This is a genomic window from Bacillus sp. FSL K6-0972 (assembly GCF_037976035.1).
GTDB classification, from domain to species: Bacteria; Bacillota; Bacilli; order Bacillales; family Bacillaceae; genus Bacillus; species Bacillus haynesii.
In genome coordinates, this window is record NZ_CP150260.1 from 728,313 (window position 1) to 749,697 (window position 21,385).

Consider the following 21,385-nt stretch of genomic DNA (forward strand, 5'->3'; position numbering starts at 1 on the left):
GATAATGTCGTTGACATTATCACAGTCCGTTGTTAAGATAAACATGACATGAAAACACATCCTCATATAATCTTGGGAATATGGCCCATAAGTCTCTACCCGATGACCGTAAATCATCGGACTATGCAGGAAAGTGGACAATAAACTGACATGGAGATCGCGAGAAGCGGACTAACTGACGATACACGCGCCATGCCCGGTTTGTGTTGCTTCCTACAAATGCAATACATGCCGGGTTTTTTATTTGCGAAGAATAACAGCTAAAGGTGGGACAAAAAGATATGCAGCCTCTTCTTGGTGTTATCATGGGAAGCACATCTGACTGGGAAACGATGAAACATGCCTGCGGCATACTCGATGAACTGGGAATTCAGTTCGAAAAAAAGGTCGTTTCCGCACATCGGACGCCTGATTTAATGTTTGAATATGCCGAAACGGCGCGGGAAAGAGGCTTGAAAGTCATCATTGCCGGAGCGGGCGGAGCCGCCCACCTGCCGGGAATGGTCGCAGCCAAAACGACGCTGCCCGTCATCGGTGTGCCGGTTCAGTCAAAAGCGCTGAACGGCCTCGATTCGTTGCTTTCAATCGTTCAAATGCCGGGCGGTGTACCTGTTGCGACCGTTGCCATCGGCAAAGCGGGAGCGGTCAACGCCGGACTGCTTGCGGCGCAGATTTTGTCAGCTTTTGACGAAAAGCTTGCCGGAAGATTGGACGAACGAAGGGAAAGCATCAGACAAACCGTATTGGAAAGCAGTGATCAGCTTGTATAAACAAACGATTTTTCCGGGCGCGACAATCGGCATTATCGGAGGCGGACAGCTTGGCAAAATGATGGCGGTCGCGGCCAAACAAATGGGCTATAAAATCGCGGTGGTTGACCCTGTTCCTTCATCACCGTGCGGCCAGGTCGCCGACCTTGAGATCACGGCTGCCTATAATGACAGGGAAGCGATACGGAAGCTTGCCGAAGCGAGCGACGTGATCACTTACGAATTCGAGAACATCGATTATGATGCGCTGAACTGGCTGAAGAAGCACGCTTACCTTCCGCAGGGGAGCGAGCTGTTGCTCCTTACGCAAAACAGGGAGACCGAGAAAAAAGCGATTGAATCAGCGGGCTGCAAAGTCGCGCCGTACCGGATCATTCACGACCGGGCGGAACTGGAAGCGTCCGTAGCGGAGCTCGGTCTTCCGGCGGTGCTGAAAACTTGCCGCGGCGGGTATGACGGAAAAGGGCAGTACGTCCTGAAGGAACATGCACAAATCGGGGAAGCCGCAGCTCTTTTACAGCACGGCACATGTATTTTGGAAAGCTGGGTTCCTTTCAAAATGGAATTGTCCGTGATCGTGACAAGATCGGTTCACGGAGAGACAACCGTCTTTCCGGCGGCAGAAAACATTCATAAACAAAATATTTTATTCCAGAGCATCGTCCCGGCGCGAGCCGATGAGGCGATTCAGGAACAAGCGGCAGCACTTGCCCTCAGGCTTGCCGAAAAACTTCAGCTTGTCGGAACGCTGGCCGTTGAGCTTTTCCTGAAGGAAGACGGTGGGCTTCTCGTCAATGAGCTGGCGCCGCGGCCGCATAATTCCGGCCATTACACCCTTGATCTTTGCGAAACGAGCCAATTTGAACAGCATATCCGTGCTGTCTGCGGGCTACCGCTCGGCAAAGCCGACCTTCTGAAGGAAGGAATGATGGTGAACCTTCTCGGAGACGAAGTGTACATGGCTGAAGAAGACCCCGAACTTTTAAAAGAAGCGAAGCTTTATATATACGGAAAGCATGAAGTCAAACCCGGCCGCAAAATGGGGCACATCACATTTTTAAGAACACCCGACAATGAATGGATCGGGAAGATGACAGAAAAGTGGATTGAAAGAGATGGAGGACGAAAACAATGATCGAACGTTATTCAAGACCGGAAATGGCTGCGATTTGGACGGATGAAAACAGATTTCAAGCATGGCTTGAAGTTGAAATACTGGCTTGTGAAGCTTGGGCTGAGCTCGGCGTCATTCCGAAAGAAGATGTGAAGGTTTTGCGGGAAAAAGCGTCATTTGACATCAACCGCATTTTCGAAATCGAGCAGGACACGCGCCACGATGTCGTAGCATTTACCCGCGCCGTATCGGAAACGCTTGGCGAAGAGAAAAAATGGGTGCACTACGGGCTGACATCAACAGATGTGGTCGATACCGCTCTTTCCTATCTATTAAAACAGGCGAACGATATTTTGCTCAAGGACATTGAGAGATTTGTTGACATCTTGAAAGAAAAAGCGAAGGAACATAAATATACGGTGATGATGGGGCGCACACACGGCGTACATGCAGAACCGACGACATTCGGCTTGAAGCTCGCCCTTTGGTATGAAGAGATGAAGCGCAACCTGGAACGCTTCAAGCAAGCGAAAGAAGGCATCGAAGTCGGCAAAATCTCAGGCGCCGTCGGAACGTACGCGAACATCGATCCATTCGTCGAGCAGTACGTATGTGAGAAGCTCGGTTTAAAACCTGCGCCGATTTCAACGCAGACGCTGCAGCGCGACCGCCACGCCGATTACATGGCTGCGCTGGCGCTCGTTGCGACAAGCATCGAGAAATTCGCCGTTGAGATCCGCGGCCTTCAAAAAAGCGAAACCCGCGAGGTCGAAGAATTTTTCGCAAAAGGCCAAAAAGGTTCATCTGCCATGCCGCATAAACGCAACCCGATCGGTTCGGAAAACATGACGGGAATGGCGCGCGTCATCCGCGGCTACATGCTGACCGCTTATGAAAATGTACCGCTTTGGCATGAACGCGACATTTCGCATTCATCAGCAGAGCGCATCATTCTGCCTGATGCGACGATCGCGCTGAACTACATGCTGAACCGCTTCGGCAACATTGTGAAAAACTTGACCGTGTTCCCTGAAAATATGAAGCGCAACATGGACCGCACACTCGGATTGATCTACTCCCAGCGCGTCCTTCTCGCTCTCATTGATACCGGCATGGCGCGTGAAGAAGCGTATGACACCGTTCAGCCGAAAGCAATGGAAGCATGGGAGAAACAAGTGCCGTTCCGCCAGCTTGTCGAGGCTGAGGAAAAAATTACGTCCCGACTGTCTCCGGAACAAATTAACGACTGCTTTGATTACAATTACCACTTGAAAAATGTCGACTACATTTTTGAACGTTTAGGCTTGGCATAGAATAGACCGCCCGCTTTTACAGGCGGGGGTCTAACTGCTTAAATATTTCCAACATTCGGGTTAGGAGGCCTTCTGTGAATATTGTGAAAAATGAACTTTTATACGAAGGAAAAGCGAAAAAGATTTACCGGACGGATGATGACAACACTTTGTTTGTCGAATACAAAAACTCAGCGACGGCTTTTAACGGAGAAAAAAAAGCCGAGATTGACGGAAAAGGCCGTTTAAATAACGAAATTTCCAGCCTGATTTTCACAAGGCTTCACGAGAAGGGAATCAACAACCACTTTGTTGAACGAATTTCTGAAACGGAGCAGCTCATTAAAAAAGTGACGATCATCCCGCTTGAAGTCGTTGTCCGCAATGTCGTTGCCGGAAGCATGTCCAAAAGGCTCGGCATTCCGGAAGGCACGGAGCTGGGGCAGCCGATTATCGAGTTTTACTACAAGGATGACGCGCTCGGTGATCCGTTGATCACAGAAGACCATATCCGGATTTTAAAAGCAGCTGAGCCTGAACAGGTGGAGAAAATCAAATCGATTACGAGACAGGTAAACGAAGAGCTGCAGACGATTTTCGCTGCTTGCGATGTCAGATTGATAGATTTCAAGCTTGAGTTCGGACTCGATAAAGACGGCGAGGTCCTGCTGGCCGATGAGATTTCCCCGGATACGTGCCGGCTGTGGGATCAAGAAACGAATGAAAAGCTTGATAAAGATGTGTTCAGAAGAAATCTGGGCGGATTGACGGATGCATACGAAGAAATATTCAAAAGACTTGGAGGCATGTAATATGTACAAAGTGAAAGTGTATGTCAGCTTAAAAGAGAGTGTTTTAGATCCTCAGGGGAGCGCCGTTCAGCATGCTTTGCACAGCATGTCCTACAAAGAAGTTCAGGACGTCCGCATCGGCAAATACATGGAGCTCACAATCGAAAAATCGGACCGCGACCTTGACGTTCTCGTCAAAGAAATGTGCGAAAAACTTTTGGCCAACACGGTGATTGAAGATTACAGATACGAAGTCGAGGAGGTTGTCGCACAGTGAAATTTGCGGTGATTGTGCTGCCTGGCTCAAACTGCGATATCGATATGTTCCACGCGATTAAGGATGAGCTTGGCGAAGAAGCTGAATACGTCTGGCATACAGAAACAAGTCTTGATGAATATGACGGCGTCCTCATTCCGGGAGGATTCTCATACGGTGATTATTTAAGATGCGGCGCGATCGCCCGCTTCGCAAATATTATGCCGGCCGTCAAAAAAGCGGCTGAAGAAGGGAAGCCGGTGCTCGGCGTCTGCAACGGATTTCAAATTTTGCAGGAGCTCGGTCTTTTGCCGGGCGCAATGAGACGCAACAAAGATTTGAAATTTATCTGCCGTCCGGTTGAACTGATCGTCCAAAACAATGAAACGCTTTTTACATCTTCCTACGGCAAAGGCGAATCCATCACGATTCCGGTCGCTCACGGCGAAGGAAACTTCTACTGTGATGAAGAAACGCTTGCCGGATTAAAAGAAAACAATCAAATCGCTTTCACATATGGAACGGATATTAACGGAAGCGTCGCCGATATTGCAGGCGTCGTCAATGAAAAAGGCAATGTATTAGGCATGATGCCTCACCCTGAACGCGCAGTCGATTCTCTGCTCGGAAGCGCCGACGGTCTTAAACTGTTTCAATCTATCGTGAAAAATTGGAGGGAAACTCATGTCGCTACTGCTTGAACCAAGTCAAGAACAAATTAAGGAAGAGAAACTCTATCAGCAAATGGGTGTCAGCGATGACGAGTTTGCCATGATTGAATCGATTCTCGGAAGACTTCCAAACTATACGGAAATCGGGATTTTTTCGGTCATGTGGTCAGAGCACTGCAGCTACAAAAATTCCAAGCCGATCCTGAAAAAGTTCCCGACAAAAGGCGAACGCGTCCTGCAAGGACCAGGGGAAGGCGCAGGAATCGTCGATATCGGCGACAATCAGGCGGTTGTCTTCAAAATCGAATCGCATAACCATCCGTCAGCGATTGAGCCGTACCAGGGAGCTGCAACGGGTGTAGGCGGCATCATCCGCGACGTCTTTTCAATGGGCGCGCGTCCCATCGCTGTTTTGAACTCTCTCCGGTTTGGCGAACTCACTTCACCGCGTGTGAAGTACTTGTTTGAAGAAGTAGTCGCGGGCATTGCCGGATACGGCAACTGCATCGGCATTCCGACCGTTGGCGGGGAAGTTCAGTTTGACAGCTGCTATGAAGGCAATCCGCTTGTCAACGCGATGTGTGTCGGTTTGATCAACCATGAAGATATTAAAAAAGGGCAGGCGAAAGGCGTCGGCAATACCGTCATGTACGTCGGCGCGAAAACGGGGCGCGATGGTATCCACGGTGCAACCTTCGCCTCAGAAGAAATGTCTGACCAATCAGAAGAAAAGCGCTCGGCCGTGCAAGTCGGCGATCCGTTCATGGAGAAGCTGCTTCTTGAAGCGTGTCTGGAAGTCATTAAATCAGACGCCTTGGTCGGTATTCAGGACATGGGTGCGGCAGGACTGACAAGTTCCAGCGCGGAAATGGCATCCAAAGCCGGTTCGGGCATCGAGATGAACCTTGACTTGATTCCGCAGCGCGAAACAGGGATGACGCCGTACGAAATGATGCTTTCAGAATCCCAGGAGCGCATGCTTTTGGTCATCGAACGCGGCCGCGAACAGGAAATCATCGATATTTTTGACAAGTACGATCTTGAAGCTGTGGCTGTCGGTCATGTGACAGATGACAAGATGCTGCGCCTTTTCCACAACGGGGAAATGGTTGCCGAGCTTCCGGTCGATGCGCTCGCAGAGGAAGCGCCGGTTTACCATAAGCCGTCAAAAGTACCGGCTTATTACAAAGAGTTCCTTGAAACAGACGTCCCTGCACCAAAAGTCGAAGATGCGAAAGAAACGCTTCTTGAGCTGCTAAAGCAGCCGACCATTGCGAGCAAAGAATGGGTTTATGACCAATATGACTACATGGTCAGGACGAACACGGTTGTCGCACCGGGCTCTGATGCAGCCGTTCTCAGGATTCGCGGCACGAAAAAGGCGCTTGCCATGACAACGGACTGCAATGCCCGCTACTTGTACCTCGATCCGGAAAAGGGCGGGAAAATCGCTGTCGCAGAAGCGGCCCGCAATATCGTCTGCTCCGGAGCAGAACCGCTAGCCGTTACGGATAACCTCAACTTTGGAAATCCGGAAAAGCCGGAGATTTTCTGGCAGATTGAAAAAGCGGCAGACGGGATCAGCGAAGCGTGCAACGTGCTCAGCACACCGGTCATCGGCGGAAACGTCTCTCTTTACAACGAATCAAACGGAAGCGCGATCTACCCGACGCCTGTCATCGGAATGGTCGGACTGATCGAAGATACGGAACATATTACGACACAGCACTTTAAAGCAGCGGGCGATTTGATTTATGTCATCGGCGAAACATTCCCTGAGTTCGCCGGAAGCGAGCTGCAAAAATTGACCGAAGGAAAGATTTACGGCAAAGCGCCTGCCATTGACTTGGAAGTCGAACAATCGCGTCAAAAAGCGCTTCTGAAAGCGATCCGCACCGGTCTCGTTCAATCGGCGCATGACGTCTCAGAAGGCGGCATCGGCGTGGCGCTGGCGGAAAGCGTCATATCTTCTCAAGGGCTCGGCGCCAATGTGACGCTTGCAGGCGAACCTGCATTGTTATTCAGCGAAACACAATCACGGTTTATCGTCTCTGTGAAAAAAGAGCATCAAGAAGCGTTCGAAAAGCTTGTCAAAGACGCCGATCTCATCGGCGAGGTAACGTCAGACAGCGCGCTTGCTGTTCAAAGCCAGGAAGGACAACAATGGATTCATGCGCAGACAGAAGAGCTCGAAAGCGCATGGAAAGGAGCTATCCCATGCTTGCTGAAATCAAAGGCTTAAATGAAGAATGCGGCGTATTTGGGATTTGGGGGCATGAAGAAGCACCGCAAATTACGTACTACGGCCTTCACAGCCTTCAGCACAGAGGCCAGGAGGGCGCCGGCATCGTCGCGACAGACGGCGAAAAAATGTCCTCCCACAAAGGCCAGGGGCTGATTACCGAAGTTTTTCAAAACGGCGAGCTCAAAAAGGTGAAAGGAAAGGGAGCGATCGGCCATGTCCGCTATGCAACGGCGGGCGGCGGCGGCTTCGAAAACGTCCAGCCGTTCCTTTTCCATTCGCAAAACAACGGCAGCCTTGCGCTTGCGCACAATGGAAACTTAGTGAACGCCACTCAGCTGAAACAGCAGCTTGAAAACCAGGGCAGCATTTTTCAAACGTCTTCTGATACGGAAGTGCTCGCCCACTTAATTAAAAGAAGCGGCCACTTCGAGCTGAAAGATCAGATCAAAAACGCTCTTTCCATGCTGAAAGGCGCTTATGCTTTCCTGATCATGACGGAAAAGGAAATGATCGTGGCGCTTGACCCGAACGGACTCAGACCGCTATCCGTCGCAATGCTCGGCGACGCGTACGTTGTCGCTTCTGAAACGTGTGCGTTTGATGTGGTCGGCGCAACATATCTGCGCGATGTAGAACCGGGCGAGATGCTGATCATCAATGATGAAGGCATGAAGTCAGAGCGGTTCTCCATCAACATCAACCGCTCGATCTGCAGCATGGAGTACATTTATTTCTCAAGGCCTGACAGCAATATTAACGGCATTAACGTCCACAGCGCGAGAAAGAATCTCGGCAAAAAGCTCGCCGAAGAATCAGGCATTGAAGCAGATGTGGTGACAGGCGTTCCGGACTCAAGCATTTCAGCGGCCATCGGCTATGCCGAAGCGACGGGAATTCCTTACGAACTCGGATTGATCAAAAACCGTTATGTCGGCAGAACGTTCATTCAGCCGTCACAGTCGCTCAGGGAGCAGGGCGTGAGAATGAAGCTGTCAGCCGTCCGCGGGGTCGTTGAAGGCAAACGCGTCGTCATGGTGGACGATTCCATCGTGAGAGGCACGACGAGCCGCAGGATTGTGAGGATGCTGCGCGAAGCCGGAGCGACGGAAGTGCACGTCAGAATCAGTTCCCCGCCTATTGCCCATCCGTGCTTTTACGGAATTGACACATCGACGCACGAAGAACTGATCGCGTCCTCTCATTCAGTGGAAGAAATCCGTCAGGAAATCGGCGCCGATACATTGTCATTCTTGAGCATTGAAGGACTCCTTTCCGGGATCGGAAGACAGTATGAAGGCGAAAACTGCGGCCAGTGCATGGCCTGTTTTACAGGAAAATACCCGACCGAGATTTATCAGGATACTGTTCTTCCTCACGTGAAAGAAGCCGTTTTGACAAAATAAACCGGCCGGTGCGCTTGAAGCGCCTGGCCTGCTGAAATGAATAAAGGGCAGCAGAAGCAATGCGGCTGCTCTTTTGATTTTGAATATCACGAATGGACAAGCGCGGAATAAGGAGTGATTGTGTTGTCTGAAAGCTATAAAAACGCCGGGGTTGATATTGAAGCCGGATATGAAGCCGTAAAACGGATGAAAAAACATGTGGAAAGAACGAAGCGAATCGGCGCAATGGGCGGTCTTGGCGGGTTTGGCGGCATGTTTGACCTGTCAGAACTGCCGTACAAACAGCCGGTTCTGATTTCGGGAACGGACGGTGTCGGCACAAAGCTGAAGCTCGCTTTTGCGATGGACAAGCATGACACGATCGGCATCGATGCCGTCGCTATGTGTGTCAACGATGTGCTCGCTCAAGGAGCGGAGCCGTTGTTCTTCCTCGATTACCTTGCGGTTGGAAAAGCCGATCCCGTCAAAATTGAAGAGATTGTAAAAGGCGTTGCAGAAGGCTGTGTACAGTCTGGATCAGCGCTTGTCGGCGGAGAAACGGCGGAAATGCCGGGTCTTTATACAGAGGATGAATACGATATTGCCGGGTTCTCGGTCGGAGCCGCTGAAAAAGATGGCATCGTCACGGGCGAAAACATCAGTGAAGGACATCTTTTAATCGGACTTTCTTCAAGCGGACTTCACAGCAACGGCTTCTCTCTCGTTCGGAAAGTTCTTCTTGAAGATGCCGGTCTGAACCTTGATGAGACGTATACACCTTTTGAACGGCCTCTTGGGGAAGAGCTTTTAGAGCCGACGAAAATTTATGTCAAGCCTGTCCTTGAAGCGGTAAAATCAGGCAAAATCGCCGGTATGGCGCACGTGACCGGGGGCGGCTTTATCGAAAACCTGCCGCGTATGATGCCCGATGGCCTTGGTGTTGAAATCGACATCGGCTCCTGGCCCGTCCCTCCTATCTTTCCGTTCATTCAGGAGAAAGGCGGCCTGAAATCCGAGGAAATGTTCAATGTTTTCAATATGGGAATCGGCTTTGTCCTTGCGGTGAAAGAAGAGGATATGACAGATGTAATCCAAACGCTCGAAAATAACGGTGAAAAAGCCTATCTCATCGGCAGAGTAAAAGCCGGAAGCGGCGTTGTGTTTGGCGGTGCCGGTCTTTCATGAGAAAATTCGCGGTATTTGCATCAGGAAGCGGAACGAATTTTGAAGCGATCGAGAGAAGAATGAGAGAAGAGAACTGGGATGCCGAAATCGTCCTCGTCGTCTGTGACAAGCCCGATGCGAAAGTGCTTGAAAGGGCGGAAAAAGCCGGAATCCCGTCGTTCGCATTCCAGCCGAAATCATTCGAAAATAAAGCGGCTTTTGAACAGGTGATCGTTGAACAGCTCCGCCTCCACGGAGCGGAATGGATTGTCCTGGCGGGGTATATGAGGCTGATCGGCGATACGCTTCTTTCGGCTTACCGGAATAAAATCATCAACATCCATCCGTCGCTCCTGCCGGCGTTCCCCGGCATCGACGCGATCGGACAAGCGTACAGAGCAGGCGTGAAAGTGGCAGGCATCACGGTTCACTATGTTGACGAAGGCATGGACACCGGTCCGATTATCGCCCAGCGCGCCGTTGAGCTTGAAAAAAGCGAAACACTCGCGTCTCTTGAAAAAAAGATCCACAAATTGGAGCATGAGCTTTATCCCGAAGTAATCAAAGAGCTTCTTGAACTAAATGGCAGAGGTGAGAAAGAATGACGATCAAACGCGCATTAATCAGCGTATCTGATAAAACGAATATTGTCCCTTTTGTAAAAGAATTGACAGAGCTTGGCGTTGAAGTGATTTCAACAGGCGGCACAAGCAAACTTCTTCAGGAAAACGGCGTTGACGTCATCGGCATTTCTGAAGTGACGGGCTTTCCCGAAATCATGGACGGCCGTCTGAAAACCCTTCATCCGAATATTCACGGCGGGCTTCTTGCCGTACGCGGCAACGAAAAGCACATGGCGCAGCTGAATGAGCAGGGTATCCAGCCGATCGACCTTGTCGTTGTCAATTTATATCCGTTTAAAGAAACGGTTTCTAAAGAAGACGTTACATTCGAAGAAGCGATTGAGAATATCGACATCGGCGGTCCCGGCATGCTTCGCGCAGCAGCGAAAAACCACCAGGACGTGGCGGTCATCGTCGATCCCCGCGATTACAGCCCTGTGCTGAACGACTTGAAAGAAAACGGCAGCGTCTCTCTTGAGAAAAAGCGCGAGCTGGCAGCGAAGGTGTTCCGCCACACGGCAGCATATGACGCGTTGATTGCTGACTACTTAACAAACGTAACCGGTGAAAAAGAACCTGAGCAGTTCACCGTCACTTTTGAGAAAAAACAATCGCTCCGCTACGGCGAAAATCCGCATCAGGAAGCAGTCTTTTATCAAAGCGCGCTCCCTGTCAAAGGGTCAATCGCTTCAGCTGAACAGCTGCACGGAAAAGAGCTCTCCTACAACAACATCAAAGACGCGGATGCGGCACTTCAAATCGTCCGCGAGTTCACCGAGCCGGCTGCGGTTGCCGTCAAGCACATGAACCCTTGCGGCGTCGGGACGGGCAACACGATCGAAGAGGCGTTTAACAAAGCATACGCCGCTGACGAAACGTCGATTTTCGGCGGCATCATCGCACTGAACCGTGAAGTGGATAAAGCGACGGCTGAAACGCTTCACAAAATCTTTTTGGAAATCATTATCGCACCATCATTCAGCCAAGAAGCGCTTGATATTTTAACATCCAAGAAAAACCTTCGTCTTTTGACGCTTGATGTCAATCAGTCTGTGAAAAACGAAAAGCAGCTGACATCTGTTCACGGCGGGCTCTTGATTCAGGATCTGGATATGCACGGCTTTGACGACGCTGACATTACGATTCCGACGAAAAGGGAGCCGACCGAACAGGAATGGGCTGACCTTAAGCTCGCTTGGAAAGTCGTGAAGCATGTCAAATCGAATGCGATTGTCCTGGCAAAAGACGATATGACGATCGGCGTCGGCGCCGGGCAAATGAACCGCGTCGGCTCCGCGAAAATCGCAATTGAGCAAGCCGGCGAGAAAGCGAAAGGAAGCGCGCTCGGATCAGATGCCTTCTTCCCGATGCCTGATACGGTCGAAGAAGCGGCTAAAGCCGGTGTGACTGCGATCATTCAGCCGGGCGGCTCGGTTCGTGATGAAGATTCGATTAAAAAAGCGGATGAATACGGCATCACGATGGTGTTCACCGGAATCCGCCATTTCAAACATTAAGGGAGTGACCAGCGTGAACGTATTGATTATCGGCAGAGGCGGCAGGGAGCACACGCTCGCCTGGAAAGCGGCGCAAAGCCCTCTCGTCGGCACTGTATATGCGGCGCCCGGCAATGACGGAATGGCCGGGACCGCCGTACTCGTTGATCTTGACGAAGGCAATCAAGAAGGGCTTCTCGCTTTCGCAAAGGAAAACAATATCGGACTGACGATCGTCGGCCCTGAGGTCCCTTTAATCGAAGGGCTTGTTGATGCGTTTGAAGAAGCGGGCCTTCCGGTGTTCGGGCCGTCGAAAAAAGCAGCGGTGATTGAAGGAAGCAAGCAGTTTGCCAAAGATCTGATGAAAAAATATCAGATTCCAACGGCAGAATACGAAACGTTTACATCTTTTGCAAACGCAAAGGCGTATGTTGAGGAAAAAGGCGCTCCGATCGTTATCAAAGCCGATGGGCTTGCCGCCGGAAAAGGCGTCACAGTCGCGATGACAGAGGAAGATGCGGTTCAGTGTCTGCATGACTTTTTAGAAGATGAAAAGTTCGGCGAAGCAAGCGCATCTGTCGTCATTGAGGAATTTTTGAGCGGTGAAGAATTTTCGCTGATGGCTTTTGTCAAAGGGGAAAAAGTGTATCCGATGGTGATCGCACAGGATCACAAACGGGCATTTGACGGAGACAAGGGCCCGAATACAGGGGGAATGGGCGCATATTCTCCGGTGCCGCAGATTTCGGATGCGGTCGTCGAAGACGCCGTTAAAACGATTTTGGAGCCGGCGGCCGAAGCGATGGTTAAAGAAGGGCGTTCGTTTACGGGAGTCTTGTATGCCGGCTTAATGCTGACCGAAAAAGGAACAAAAGTGATCGAATTCAACGCGAGATTCGGAGATCCGGAAACCCAGGTCGTACTGCCGCGTCTTGAATCAGACCTTGTACAAGTCTTGCTTGACCTCCTCGCGGAGAAAGAAGTGGAGCTGAAGTGGAAGGATACGGCGGCAGTCACCGTTGTTCTTGCATCTGACGGCTATCCGGAAAGCTATGAAAAAGGCGCGCCGATCGGCACGCTTGAGCCTGACATGGAACAGACCGTCGTCTTTCACGCAGGCACGAAAAAAAGCGGCGATCAGTTTGTGACGAACGGCGGCCGCGTCGCCAATGTCACGGCGTTTGCCGAGACGTTTGAAGCGGCAAGGGAAGCAGCCTATCAAGCGGTGGCACGAGTAAGAAAACCGGGGCTGTTTTACCGGACAGATATCGGCGCGCGTGCACTCAAGGCAGCGCAGAAATAACCGATGAAGAGACAGAGCGGGAGCACCCGTTTTGTCTCTTTTTTTGCGGTCAATTTTTTTGGATCATCTTGATCAACGATTCGGCCATCAATTCGGGCGGATAAGGCATGCCGTTTTCAAGCCACCATGCGGCAGTGCCCGCAAAGGCGGAAATCACAAACCGCCGCTGGATGTCGAGAGGCACTGAACGGTCAGTATTAGCGGCTGCCGTTTTTTTGATTCCTGTCAAAAAGCTGTCATTCCAAAAATCATTGAGCAGCTCCTTAATGTTCAGCTCATATCTTCTGTTGATGATAATCTCAAAATCACCGCAGTTCTGTTGTAAATGCTGATAAAAGCGCAGCACATACCAGTACGCTTCAGGCTTTTCTCCGCTGCAATCTATATCAAGCGGCGAAAAAATCTCCTCTTTCATCGCTTCAAACATGTCTCTCATATTTTGATGAAGCAAATCGTCTTTATCTTGATAATGCTGATAAAATGTCGTTCGATTCAAGTTTGCCCGTTGCGTAATATCCTGTACAGAGATTTTTCCCCATTCTTTTTCAGCAAGCAGTTCAAACAAGGCTTTTTTTAAGTTTGTTTTCGATTTTGTGATCCGCTTGTCCCCGCGGTAGCTATCAGCCACTCCATCCGCCTCCTCAAAACACTTTTTCGACACTTCTTTGCCATTTGTTGGTTGAATGGTCAGGTGGAATCTTTTAATTTAAAACTAACATATTGAACTTCATGAATCAGCTGACAAGCAACCGAAGGAGTGAAAGCGAATGAGTCAAACAAAAGAGCAAAACCCTATTCAGAAAGCGCTGATTAACGGAAAGAACAGACAAGACCCGTATGATCCGTTTCCATGGTATGAAAAAATGCGCACCGAATCACCGATTCACTATGATGAAGACAGCAAAGTGTGGAGCGTGTTCCGTTATGACGATGTCAAAAGAGTGATCAGCGACAAAGACTTTTTTTCAAATCAATTCCCTCAGCTTGGAACTGGCAATACGTTTGCGAAAACGATGATCAGCATGGATCCGCCGAAACACACGAGAATCAGATCGATCGTCAACAAGGCTTTTACACCGCGCGTCATGAAAGAGTGGGAGCCGCGCATTCGCGAACTGACGAATGAACTGCTCGCTGACGTCCGCGGCAGGGAAGAGATCGACCTTGTACAGGATTTTTCATATCCGTTGCCCGTAATCGTCATTTCGGAATTGCTCGGCGTTCCTTCGGTGTATAAGCATCATTTCAAAGAATGGTCCGACCTGTTGGTCAGCCTGCCGAAGAGCGATCGGCCAGAAGATGTGAACGAGTGGAAAAACATCAGGGATCAAGGCGAAGAAGAGTTGACCGCATTTTTTGAAAAGATGATTGAAGAGAAAAGACAAAATCTCGGCAATGACCTGATTTCGCTTTTGATCAAAGCCGAACAAGAAGGGGACAAGCTTTCCCCTGATGAATTGGTTCCGTTTTGCAATCTGCTCTTGATGGCGGGGAATGAAACGACGACGAATTTGGTTTCAAATGCGGTCTACAGCATTCTCGAAACACCGGGTGTGTATGACGAGCTCGCCAGGCATCCTGAACTGATTCCGCAGGCCGTCGAGGAAGCCGTCCGTTTCCGGGCGCCAGCGCCGATGATCGTGCGCTTTGTTAAACAGGATACCGAGATCAGAGGAGTGAGCTTGAAAAAAGGAGAAGGTGTGATCGCTTTCCTTGCCTCTGCCAACCGTGATGAAACGAAATTTGAGAGGGCGCACGAATTTGATATTCACCGCCATCCGAACCCGCATATCGGATTTGGGCACGGCATCCACTTCTGTTTGGGCGCCCCGCTCGCGAGGCTGGAAGCGGCGATCGCCATTGAGGCGCTCTTAAAGCAGTATTCCTCGATGGAAAAGCTTGCGATCGTGCCGATGGCCGACAGCAGCATGTACGGCTTGAAACATTTCCGTCTGCGGGTGAAGACAGCAGGGGAAACGGCGCCTAACTAATTAAAAAAAGCACCCGAAAAGGTGCTTTCAGCGTGTCGAGAAACCCTCGCATTCGTTGTCAGGCCTGCGCGTCGGTGCTCACGAATTCCAACATTCGCTCCGCTCCAATGCTCGGCCTTCCTAGACTGCAAGGGTTTTCAATCACGCTGAAGGGATGACAAAAAAAGCACCCGAAAAGGTGCTTTTTTATTGTCGGTGGGAAAATCGCCCAACCTTTAGTAACATTTTATTAAGACAGTGATAGGAAAGGAGAAAGTATATGAGTCATGTAACCTGCAAAAGGGTAAAAAACAAATATCAAAAGACGAGACGTTTTATTACATAGACAAGCCTGTCGGACTATCAGGATTCGCCCATGTCAAAAGGTTTTTGGAGAGCAATGGCTTGATTTTATGTGAAGACTGTATAAGAGAGCATTTGCAAAAATGACATCATTCAACATAAAAAAAGCCCCTATAAAGGATGACGAAATCCTAAAACTTTTAAACCGTTTTAGGATTTCGTCAACAATCTGCCACCTTCTTTCCCAAGAAGGTGTTTTTTTACGGACAGGGCATTTCTTTCATAAGCCGGTCAGCAGGAATTTGACTGGATAAGCCTTGTGCTTTAAAATGAGAGTAATAAAAATGAATACTCCAAAGGGGAGTAGCTGTCACAGTAAAGTCGTCATTACGGGATGTCCTAGATCCTCGGCTTTGCTGGCAATCTAATTGTTAGCGAGACCTTTGCCAAATCTGATTTGGTGAAGGTCTTTTTGTTTATCCACTTCACCAAATCGGTGGAGTTTTTTCATTTTTATCAAAAGGGAAAGGAGACTGACGTGTCTAAGCTCGGGAAATGGCTGAAGCGTGAATTGGTGAAGAAAGGTCTGCCTTTGGTGAAAGAAAAATGAATTCCGATTTTGAAAGAAAAAATGAAAAAGAAACGATAAGGAGGCAAACAATGAAAAGAATTCTTATAGTTCTTGCCGGAATGGGCCTTTTAGGTGCAGGCGGATGCGGAATGCTTGATCAGGTGAATGACGGATTGAACTATACAAATGAAGCGGCCGGCTATATCCAAAAAGTGAAGACATTTGCGGAGGAGGCGCCTTCTTTGGCTGAACAGGCTGTAAACGACACGGGTGCAAAAGAAAAGCTGGAAACTCAGCTTGAGTCTATCCAGCAGGTTGCAGCCGATTTTAATGAATTAACCCCTCCCGATGCCGCAACCGAGATTCATAACACGATCGAGAAGCATAATGAAACACTGCAAAAAAGCGCTGAGGATGTGTTGAAAAGTGTTGAGGAGGGAAAATTAACAGTCGAGAAGCTGGAGCAGTCAGAATTGGTGCAAAGCGCTCAGCAGATCAGCGATGTGATGGGCCAGATTGAAAAATTGACCGAATAGAAAAAAGCATCCCGGTTTGGGATGTTTCAGCTTGTCGACAAAGTCATAAAAAGTGGCTTCATCGACAAGCTTTTTTTAAAAAAATGTGAGTGGAATCTAGATGATGTTGTCCAAGCACTCAACAGATCAACGTGAACAGCTTGAAGTCGTTGCCTTAAAGCGAACTTGTCTCTGAAGATCATCTGGTCAGGAAGATGAAGGAAGCCGTGGATTTTTCATTTATTTATGAAAAAGTTGCCCCTCTTTATTCTTCAAAAGGACGTCCAAGCATTAATCCCGCTGCATTGATCAAAATGGTTCTGATTCAATACGTGTTTGGGCATCGCTCCATGCGCGAAACCATCGAACGGGTTTTTGCGAAATTAAAACACAAGCATGGCCTGCGCTGGACAACCCTGCGGGGAAAGAAAAAATTGTCCATGCAGGCGATGCTTGTTTTCGCTGCCATGAATCTAAAAAAGCTTGCGAATGGACGTGGAAAGGCCCTAATCGCCGGCTTTTTCATCGAAAAAACAAAATAAACTGGACAAAAATAGGTAGGATCTTAGAAATCCGACCTATTTTGTCAACGGTCTGAAAGCACCTGTAAAAGGTGCTTTTTATGATTGTTCGCCAGTCTCTCCCTGCTGTTTCATATACGTTTGGCAAACATACGTCATGGGACAAAATCGTAAAATGCCGGAAGCGGCCTTCATCGCCCCCATAAACATGCAGAAAAGCGTCATTCTGCACCACGGTTTTCTCGTAAACTTTGCCGCTGCCGCCGACAGGATCGTCAGTCCGCAGGCAATGCGAAAAACGGCGTCAAACAGTCCGATGTTTTGCTTCATACTTCATTCCTCCTATTTAAATAATTAAATAAAGTGTTTTTTCAAAAAATTGTAACGGATTGGTAATGCGTGACGATAGTAAATGTGTTAACATAGGATCATTACATGTAAAGGAGAGTATGTGAATGTCCGAACGCACCTTAATTTGGAAAAACAAACACATCAGATCGCAAGTTGATGTTGTAAGTTCAAGGCTGCAGCCAACGCTCCTTTTACGAAATGCATCTGTACTGAACCCGTATGTAAAGCAATGGATTCAGGCAAACGTATGGATTCATCATGACAGAATCGTTTACGTCGGCCGTGACTTGCCGAAGACGGCTGTTAAAACTACAATAGATTGTGAAGGAAAATACATTGTACCCGGGTATATTGAGCCGCATGTACATCCTTTTCAAATTTATAATCCCCAAACTTTGGCTGAATATGTGTCACAGTTTGGAACGACGACATTCGTAAATGACAACTTGTTTCTGCTTTTACATTGCGGAAAAAAGAAAGCGTTTTCTATATTGGAAGAACTGAAAAAACAGCCTGTCCACTACTATTGGTGGTCAAGGTATGACTTGCAGACTGAAGTGTTGAATGAAGATCAAATCTTATCGATCGATTACCGAAAGCATTGGGGAGAACACCCGGATGTCATCCAGGGAGGAGAAATGACAGGCTGGCCGCGCCTTTTGGACGGCGATGATCTGCTCCTTCATTGCATGCAGTGCACGAAAAGAAGAAGAAAGCGGATCGAAGGCCATTTTCCGGGTGCATCGGAAAAAACGCTGACGAAGATGAAGCTTTTCGGCGCTGACGCCGATCATGAAGCCATGACTGGAAAAGAAGTGCTGAAGCGGCTTGAACTTGGATACCACGTCGGCTTGAGGCAGTCTTCCATCCGCCCTGATTTGCGAAAGATTTTGCGCGAGCTGCACGAAGAAGGCTTTCACCATTATGACCATATGTTTTATACAACGGATGGCGCAACGCCGAACTTTTACAAAGAAGGCATGACAAACAAGCTGATTGAAATTGCCATCGAAGAGGGCGTGCCGCTGATCGACGCCTATAATATGGCTTCGTTTAATATCGCTAAGTATTACCATATGGAAGACATTCTCGGTGTGATTGCACCGGGCAGATACGCGACGCTCAATATTTTGAAGAGCCCTGATGAGCCGAATCCAGAGACGGTTTTGGCAAAAGGGCGTCTGATCAAATCAGACGGCGCAAATATGAATGCGTTTTCTGTCCCGGACTGGCAAAAAGGGGGTCTTGTCCCTCTGAACCTTTCATATGATCTAACGATGGATGATTTGCAGTTTTCGATGCCGCTCGGCTTAAAAATGAGGAATTCCGTCATTATGGAGCCTTATACGATTGAAATTGACAACTCTGTGAACCAGCTTTCTTTTGACCATGATGAAAGCTATCTCTCGCTGTTCGACAAATACGGAAAGTGGCGTGTCAATACGATGCTGAAAGGCTTTGCAACCCGCGTCCAAGGGTTTGTCAGCTCCTATTCGACAACGGGAGATATTATCGTGATCGGCAAAAACAAGGAAGACATGCTTTTGGCCTTCAAACGGATGAAAGAAATCGGAGGAGGTATCGTATTAGCGGAAAACGGAAAAATTCTGCACGAAATTCCTCTTCATTTAAGCGGCGGCGCATCAAATGAGACGTATGAAAAGGTGCTTGAAAGGGAAAAAGCGTTAAAAGAGCTTCTGTTTGAAAGGGGCTATACGTTTGACGACCCGATCTACACCCTGCTCTTTTTGCAAAGCACTCATCTGCCTTATATCAGGGTGACGCCGAAAGGGATCTTTGATGTGATGAAAAAAACTGTACTCTTTCCATCGATAATGCGTTAAAATATAAAAGAGCGGGAGCTAATTTATGGTGAATCGATATGTAAGAGTACTGCTTTGTTTTGCTTCGCTTTTACTGCTTGCATCGTGCCAGTCGCAGGAACAGCAGGAAAAGGAAAAGAACATTCATCCGCTGACAGGATTGAAGGCGGACGGAGATATTCGGCAGCGGCCCATTGCCGTTGTAGTGAACAATCATTCAAAAGCAAGGCCGCAGTCGGGATTAAGCAAGGCTGACATTGTCATTGAAGCTCTCAGTGAAGGACCGATCACACGATTGTTGGCGATCTATCAAAGCGACATGCCTGAAGCGGTTGGCCCGGTCCGCAGCGCCCGGGAGTATTTCATTGATTTGGCTCTCGGTTTTGACAGTATTTTGGTGCATCACGGTTGGAGTCCGGGTGCAAAAAGCCGCCTGTTGAACGGCGATGCCGATCATATCAATGGAATGGATTACGACGGCAGCCTGTTTTGGAGGGCCGATTTTCGGGAAGCGCCGCATAATTCGTACACGTCAATTAAAAACATAAAGCAAGCAGCAGATGACAAAGGATATGCCATCGAAACCCGCACAGAACCGCTCACTTTTAAAGCAAGCCATGACAAACCTTCGGATGCGCTTTATTCTATACGGTTAGATTATGGAACAAAATCCGTTACAAACCGTGTCGAATATGGTTATGATAAAAAGGTTGAAGGCTATGTGAGAAAGTCAGACGGCGTTTTGACAACAGACCTTGAAACAGAAGAACCGGTTGTTCTTCAAAACATTCTAATAGCGGAAGCCGAACATCATATGAAAGATGCGTACGGGAGAAGGGATATTGACCTTCGTTCAGGCGGAAAAGGACTCCTTCTGCAAAACGGGGAAGTCCATCGGATCAGCTGGAAGAACGAAAACGGCCGGATCATACCGAAGACGGACGGCAAAACCGTTCCGTTCGTGCCGGGAAAAACGTGGATCAATATCGTTCCCGATCTCAGCAAGGTTTCTATTAGCAAAGGAGAAGGTGTGTAAAAGATGCAGATCGATAAATTGCGCGGGAGAGAGCTGGACCAGCTTTTTCAATCCATACTATCACTAAAAGATCTCGAAGAATGCTATCGTTTTTTCGATGATTTATGCACAATAAATGAAATTCAATCATTGGCTCAGCGGCTCGAAGTAGCCAGGATGCTGCGCGACGGCAACACGTATCACAAAATTGAGACGGAAACCGGAGCGAGCACCGCGACCATTTCCAGGGTGAAGCGCTGCCTGAACTACGGAAATGACGCTTATACCATGGCGCTGGACCGCGTCAAAGCAAATCAATCTGAAACATCATCATGATGTCATGAAACCGCCTGGCTCAGGGCACTGAGCACCGGCGGTTTTTTTATGCTTTCTGCCTGTTTATCGTTTATTCGTTATCCGTTTTTCGAAAGGGGCTGAATTTGTTATAATATTTAAATGGTAAGAACGAATGGAGGAGCTTTTTTCATGTACGATATTACCGAGTGGAAGCACGTCTTTAAACTCGATCCGAATAAAGATATTACGGATGATCAGCTTGAACAGCTGTGCGAATCCGGAACAGACGCGGTTTTGATTGGCGGAAGCGACCATGTCACAGAAGATGACGTCCTTCGGCTGATGTCGAAGGTGCGCCGCTTTTTAGTGCCGTGCGTCCTTGAAGTGTCGACGATTGACGCGATCGTCCCGGGGTTTGACCTGTATTTTATTCCGACTGTGCTCAACAGCAGGGATACAGACTGGATTACCGGCTTACATAAAAAGGCGATGAAAGAATACGGCGAGCTGATGTCGCCTGAAGAGATTGTTGTTGAAGGGTACTGTATTTTGAATCAGGACTGCAAGGCTGCCGCTTTGACGAACGCAGATACCAAGCTTGACATTGAGGATATTAAAGCATACGCCCGCGTGGCTGAACATCTTTTCCGCCTTCCGGTCTTTTATCTTGAATACAGCGGCATGCTGGGTGATTCAGAGACCGTTAAGGAGACAAAAGCCGTGCTTCAGGAAACGACGCTGTTTTACGGCGGCGGTATCAAAGATGCGGAGACGGCGGTTAAAATGGCTGAACACGCCGATGTGATCGTAGTCGGAAACGCGATTTATGAGAACTTCGAAGAAGCGCTGAAAACGGTACATGCCGTAAAAGGATGAGCACAACGAACCGGATTGGTTTATAATAGAACATAT

At 48.7% G+C, this 21,385-nt stretch carries 20 protein-coding genes, 2 pseudogenes and 1 riboswitch; of the genes and pseudogenes, 20 read left to right on the forward strand and 2 right to left on the reverse strand.

The window, feature by feature from the left end; all coding sequences use genetic code 11:
• Positions 1 to 42 precede the first annotated feature (42 nt).
• Positions 43 to 145: riboswitch (purine riboswitch) on the forward strand.
• Between the two features lie 136 nt (positions 146 to 281).
• The 12 genes from purE (at position 282) to purD (ending at position 13,107) form a co-directional block, all read left to right on the forward strand.
• Positions 282 to 770, forward strand: coding sequence for a 5-(carboxyamino)imidazole ribonucleotide mutase (purE, locus tag MKX80_RS03680; protein ID WP_268311012.1), 489 nt, complete (start codon positions 282 to 284; stop codon positions 768 to 770).
• Positions 763 to 1,905: a 5-(carboxyamino)imidazole ribonucleotide synthase gene (purK, locus tag MKX80_RS03685; protein WP_268311011.1), complete on the forward strand. Its 1,143-nt coding sequence runs from the start codon at positions 763 to 765 to the stop codon at positions 1,903 to 1,905. Before purE ends, purK begins: the two co-directional genes overlap by 8 nt.
• Positions 1,902 to 3,197: an adenylosuccinate lyase gene (gene purB, locus MKX80_RS03690; protein ID WP_020450435.1), complete on the forward strand. Its 1,296-nt coding sequence runs from the start codon at positions 1,902 to 1,904 to the stop codon at positions 3,195 to 3,197. Before purK ends, purB begins: the two co-directional genes overlap by 4 nt.
• A 74-nt stretch (positions 3,198 to 3,271) precedes the next feature.
• Complete coding sequence (purC, locus tag MKX80_RS03695) at positions 3,272 to 3,988, forward strand: phosphoribosylaminoimidazolesuccinocarboxamide synthase (protein WP_003179531.1); 717 nt, start codon at positions 3,272 to 3,274, stop codon at positions 3,986 to 3,988.
• A gap of 1 nt (position 3,989) precedes the next feature.
• Positions 3,990 to 4,244, forward strand: a complete 255-nt coding sequence (gene purS, locus MKX80_RS03700) for a phosphoribosylformylglycinamidine synthase subunit PurS (RefSeq protein ID WP_003179532.1) — start codon at positions 3,990 to 3,992, stop codon at positions 4,242 to 4,244.
• Positions 4,241 to 4,924, forward strand: a complete 684-nt coding sequence (gene purQ / locus MKX80_RS03705; RefSeq protein ID WP_076790002.1) for a phosphoribosylformylglycinamidine synthase subunit PurQ — start codon at positions 4,241 to 4,243, stop codon at positions 4,922 to 4,924. The genes purS and purQ overlap by 4 nt, the downstream gene beginning before the upstream one ends.
• Positions 4,908 to 7,136 (forward strand): phosphoribosylformylglycinamidine synthase subunit PurL, encoded by a 2,229-nt coding sequence (gene purL / locus MKX80_RS03710; protein ID WP_216931072.1) that lies wholly within the window; start codon positions 4,908 to 4,910, stop codon positions 7,134 to 7,136. The genes purQ and purL overlap by 17 nt, the downstream gene beginning before the upstream one ends.
• Positions 7,112 to 8,542 (forward strand): amidophosphoribosyltransferase, encoded by a 1,431-nt coding sequence (gene purF / locus MKX80_RS03715; RefSeq protein WP_268342596.1) that lies wholly within the window; start codon positions 7,112 to 7,114, stop codon positions 8,540 to 8,542. The genes purL and purF overlap by 25 nt, the downstream gene beginning before the upstream one ends.
• A gap of 123 nt (positions 8,543 to 8,665) precedes the next feature.
• Positions 8,666 to 9,706: a phosphoribosylformylglycinamidine cyclo-ligase gene (gene purM / locus MKX80_RS03720; protein ID WP_216931071.1), complete on the forward strand. Its 1,041-nt coding sequence runs from the start codon at positions 8,666 to 8,668 to the stop codon at positions 9,704 to 9,706.
• A complete protein-coding gene (gene purN, locus MKX80_RS03725) occupies positions 9,703 to 10,290 on the forward strand; it encodes a phosphoribosylglycinamide formyltransferase (RefSeq protein WP_216931070.1) in 588 nt (195 codons plus the stop codon). Before purM ends, purN begins: the two co-directional genes overlap by 4 nt.
• A complete protein-coding gene (purH, locus tag MKX80_RS03730; protein WP_268342597.1) occupies positions 10,287 to 11,825 on the forward strand; it encodes a bifunctional phosphoribosylaminoimidazolecarboxamide formyltransferase/IMP cyclohydrolase in 1,539 nt (512 codons plus the stop codon). The genes purN and purH overlap by 4 nt, the downstream gene beginning before the upstream one ends.
• Positions 11,826 to 11,838: 13 nt before the next feature.
• On the forward strand, positions 11,839 to 13,107 hold the full coding sequence (purD, locus tag MKX80_RS03735) for a phosphoribosylamine--glycine ligase (protein WP_154999059.1): 1,269 nt from the start codon (positions 11,839 to 11,841) through the stop codon (positions 13,105 to 13,107).
• Between the two features lie 49 nt (positions 13,108 to 13,156).
• Here purD and MKX80_RS03740 read toward each other — a convergent pair whose 3' ends face one another.
• The gene (locus tag MKX80_RS03740; protein WP_268342598.1) at positions 13,157 to 13,735 is read right to left on the reverse strand and encodes a TetR/AcrR family transcriptional regulator; all 579 of its coding nucleotides are present in this window, start codon (positions 13,733 to 13,735) and stop codon (positions 13,157 to 13,159) included.
• Between the two features lie 139 nt (positions 13,736 to 13,874).
• Between MKX80_RS03740 and MKX80_RS03745 the strand changes: the two genes are divergently transcribed.
• The 4 genes and pseudogenes from MKX80_RS03745 to MKX80_RS03760 form a co-directional block, all read left to right on the forward strand.
• Positions 13,875 to 15,098, forward strand: a complete 1,224-nt coding sequence (locus tag MKX80_RS03745) for a cytochrome P450 (protein ID WP_154999055.1) — start codon at positions 13,875 to 13,877, stop codon at positions 15,096 to 15,098.
• A 942-nt stretch (positions 15,099 to 16,040) separates the two neighbouring features.
• Positions 16,041 to 16,487 carry a DUF6376 family protein gene (locus MKX80_RS03750; protein WP_268342599.1) on the forward strand — a complete coding sequence of 149 codons (447 nt, stop codon included), beginning with the start codon at positions 16,041 to 16,043 and terminating at the stop codon, positions 16,485 to 16,487.
• 103 nt (positions 16,488 to 16,590) lie between these two features.
• Positions 16,591 to 16,840: pseudogene (locus MKX80_RS03755) on the forward strand (transposase); the annotation flags it as partial.
• Positions 16,820 to 16,968, forward strand: a pseudogene (locus MKX80_RS03760) (transposase); the annotation flags it as partial. The pseudogenes MKX80_RS03755 and MKX80_RS03760, both read left to right, overlap by 21 nt.
• 118 nt (positions 16,969 to 17,086) lie before the next feature.
• Here MKX80_RS03760 and MKX80_RS03765 read toward each other — a convergent pair.
• Positions 17,087 to 17,317: a DUF2892 domain-containing protein gene (locus tag MKX80_RS03765; protein ID WP_003179554.1), complete on the reverse strand. Its 231-nt coding sequence runs from the start codon at positions 17,315 to 17,317 to the stop codon at positions 17,087 to 17,089.
• 125 nt (positions 17,318 to 17,442) lie between these two features.
• Between MKX80_RS03765 and MKX80_RS03770 the strand changes: the two genes are divergently transcribed.
• The 4 genes from MKX80_RS03770 to MKX80_RS03785 all read left to right on the forward strand — a co-directional run bounded on the left by MKX80_RS03770 (position 17,443) and on the right by MKX80_RS03785 (position 21,349).
• Positions 17,443 to 19,182, forward strand: coding sequence for an adenine deaminase C-terminal domain-containing protein (locus MKX80_RS03770; protein WP_268342600.1), 1,740 nt, complete (start codon positions 17,443 to 17,445; stop codon positions 19,180 to 19,182).
• A gap of 28 nt (positions 19,183 to 19,210) precedes the next feature.
• The gene (locus MKX80_RS03775; RefSeq protein ID WP_234113154.1) at positions 19,211 to 20,197 is read left to right on the forward strand and encodes a DUF3048 domain-containing protein; all 987 of its coding nucleotides are present in this window, start codon (positions 19,211 to 19,213) and stop codon (positions 20,195 to 20,197) included.
• A gap of 3 nt (positions 20,198 to 20,200) precedes the next feature.
• Positions 20,201 to 20,512 (forward strand): YerC/YecD family TrpR-related protein, encoded by a 312-nt coding sequence (locus MKX80_RS03780; RefSeq protein WP_043928948.1) that lies wholly within the window; start codon positions 20,201 to 20,203, stop codon positions 20,510 to 20,512.
• 150 nt (positions 20,513 to 20,662) lie between these two features.
• The gene (locus MKX80_RS03785; RefSeq protein WP_154999048.1) at positions 20,663 to 21,349 is read left to right on the forward strand and encodes a heptaprenylglyceryl phosphate synthase; all 687 of its coding nucleotides are present in this window, start codon (positions 20,663 to 20,665) and stop codon (positions 21,347 to 21,349) included.
• The last annotated feature ends 36 nt before the right edge of the window (positions 21,350 to 21,385 follow it).

What these genes read in the sequence shown, in the direction of transcription:
- MKX80_RS03745 (WP_154999055.1), top strand. Translation starts at nt 13,875, where the DNA reads ATGAGTCAAACAAAAGAGCAAAACCCTATTCAGAAAGCGCTGATTAAC.
- purL (WP_216931072.1), top strand. Translation starts at nt 4,908, where the DNA reads ATGTCGCTACTGCTTGAACCAAGTCAAGAACAAATTAAGGAAGAGAAA.
- purS (WP_003179532.1), top strand. Translation starts at nt 3,990, where the DNA reads ATGTACAAAGTGAAAGTGTATGTCAGCTTAAAAGAGAGTGTTTTAGAT.
- purF (WP_268342596.1), top strand. Translation starts at nt 7,112, where the DNA reads ATGCTTGCTGAAATCAAAGGCTTAAATGAAGAATGCGGCGTATTTGGG.
- purE (WP_268311012.1), top strand. Translation starts at nt 282, where the DNA reads ATGCAGCCTCTTCTTGGTGTTATCATGGGAAGCACATCTGACTGGGAA.
- MKX80_RS03765 (WP_003179554.1), bottom strand. Translation starts at nt 17,317, where the DNA reads ATGAAGCAAAACATCGGACTGTTTGACGCCGTTTTTCGCATTGCCTGC.
- purH (WP_268342597.1), top strand. Translation starts at nt 10,287, where the DNA reads ATGACGATCAAACGCGCATTAATCAGCGTATCTGATAAAACGAATATT.
- MKX80_RS03770 (WP_268342600.1), top strand. Translation starts at nt 17,443, where the DNA reads ATGTCCGAACGCACCTTAATTTGGAAAAACAAACACATCAGATCGCAA.
- purN (WP_216931070.1), top strand. Translation starts at nt 9,703, where the DNA reads ATGAGAAAATTCGCGGTATTTGCATCAGGAAGCGGAACGAATTTTGAA.
- MKX80_RS03750 (WP_268342599.1), top strand. Translation starts at nt 16,041, where the DNA reads ATGAAAAGAATTCTTATAGTTCTTGCCGGAATGGGCCTTTTAGGTGCA.
- MKX80_RS03780 (WP_043928948.1), top strand. Translation starts at nt 20,201, where the DNA reads ATGCAGATCGATAAATTGCGCGGGAGAGAGCTGGACCAGCTTTTTCAA.
- purB (WP_020450435.1), top strand. Translation starts at nt 1,902, where the DNA reads ATGATCGAACGTTATTCAAGACCGGAAATGGCTGCGATTTGGACGGAT.
- MKX80_RS03785 (WP_154999048.1), top strand. Translation starts at nt 20,663, where the DNA reads ATGTACGATATTACCGAGTGGAAGCACGTCTTTAAACTCGATCCGAAT.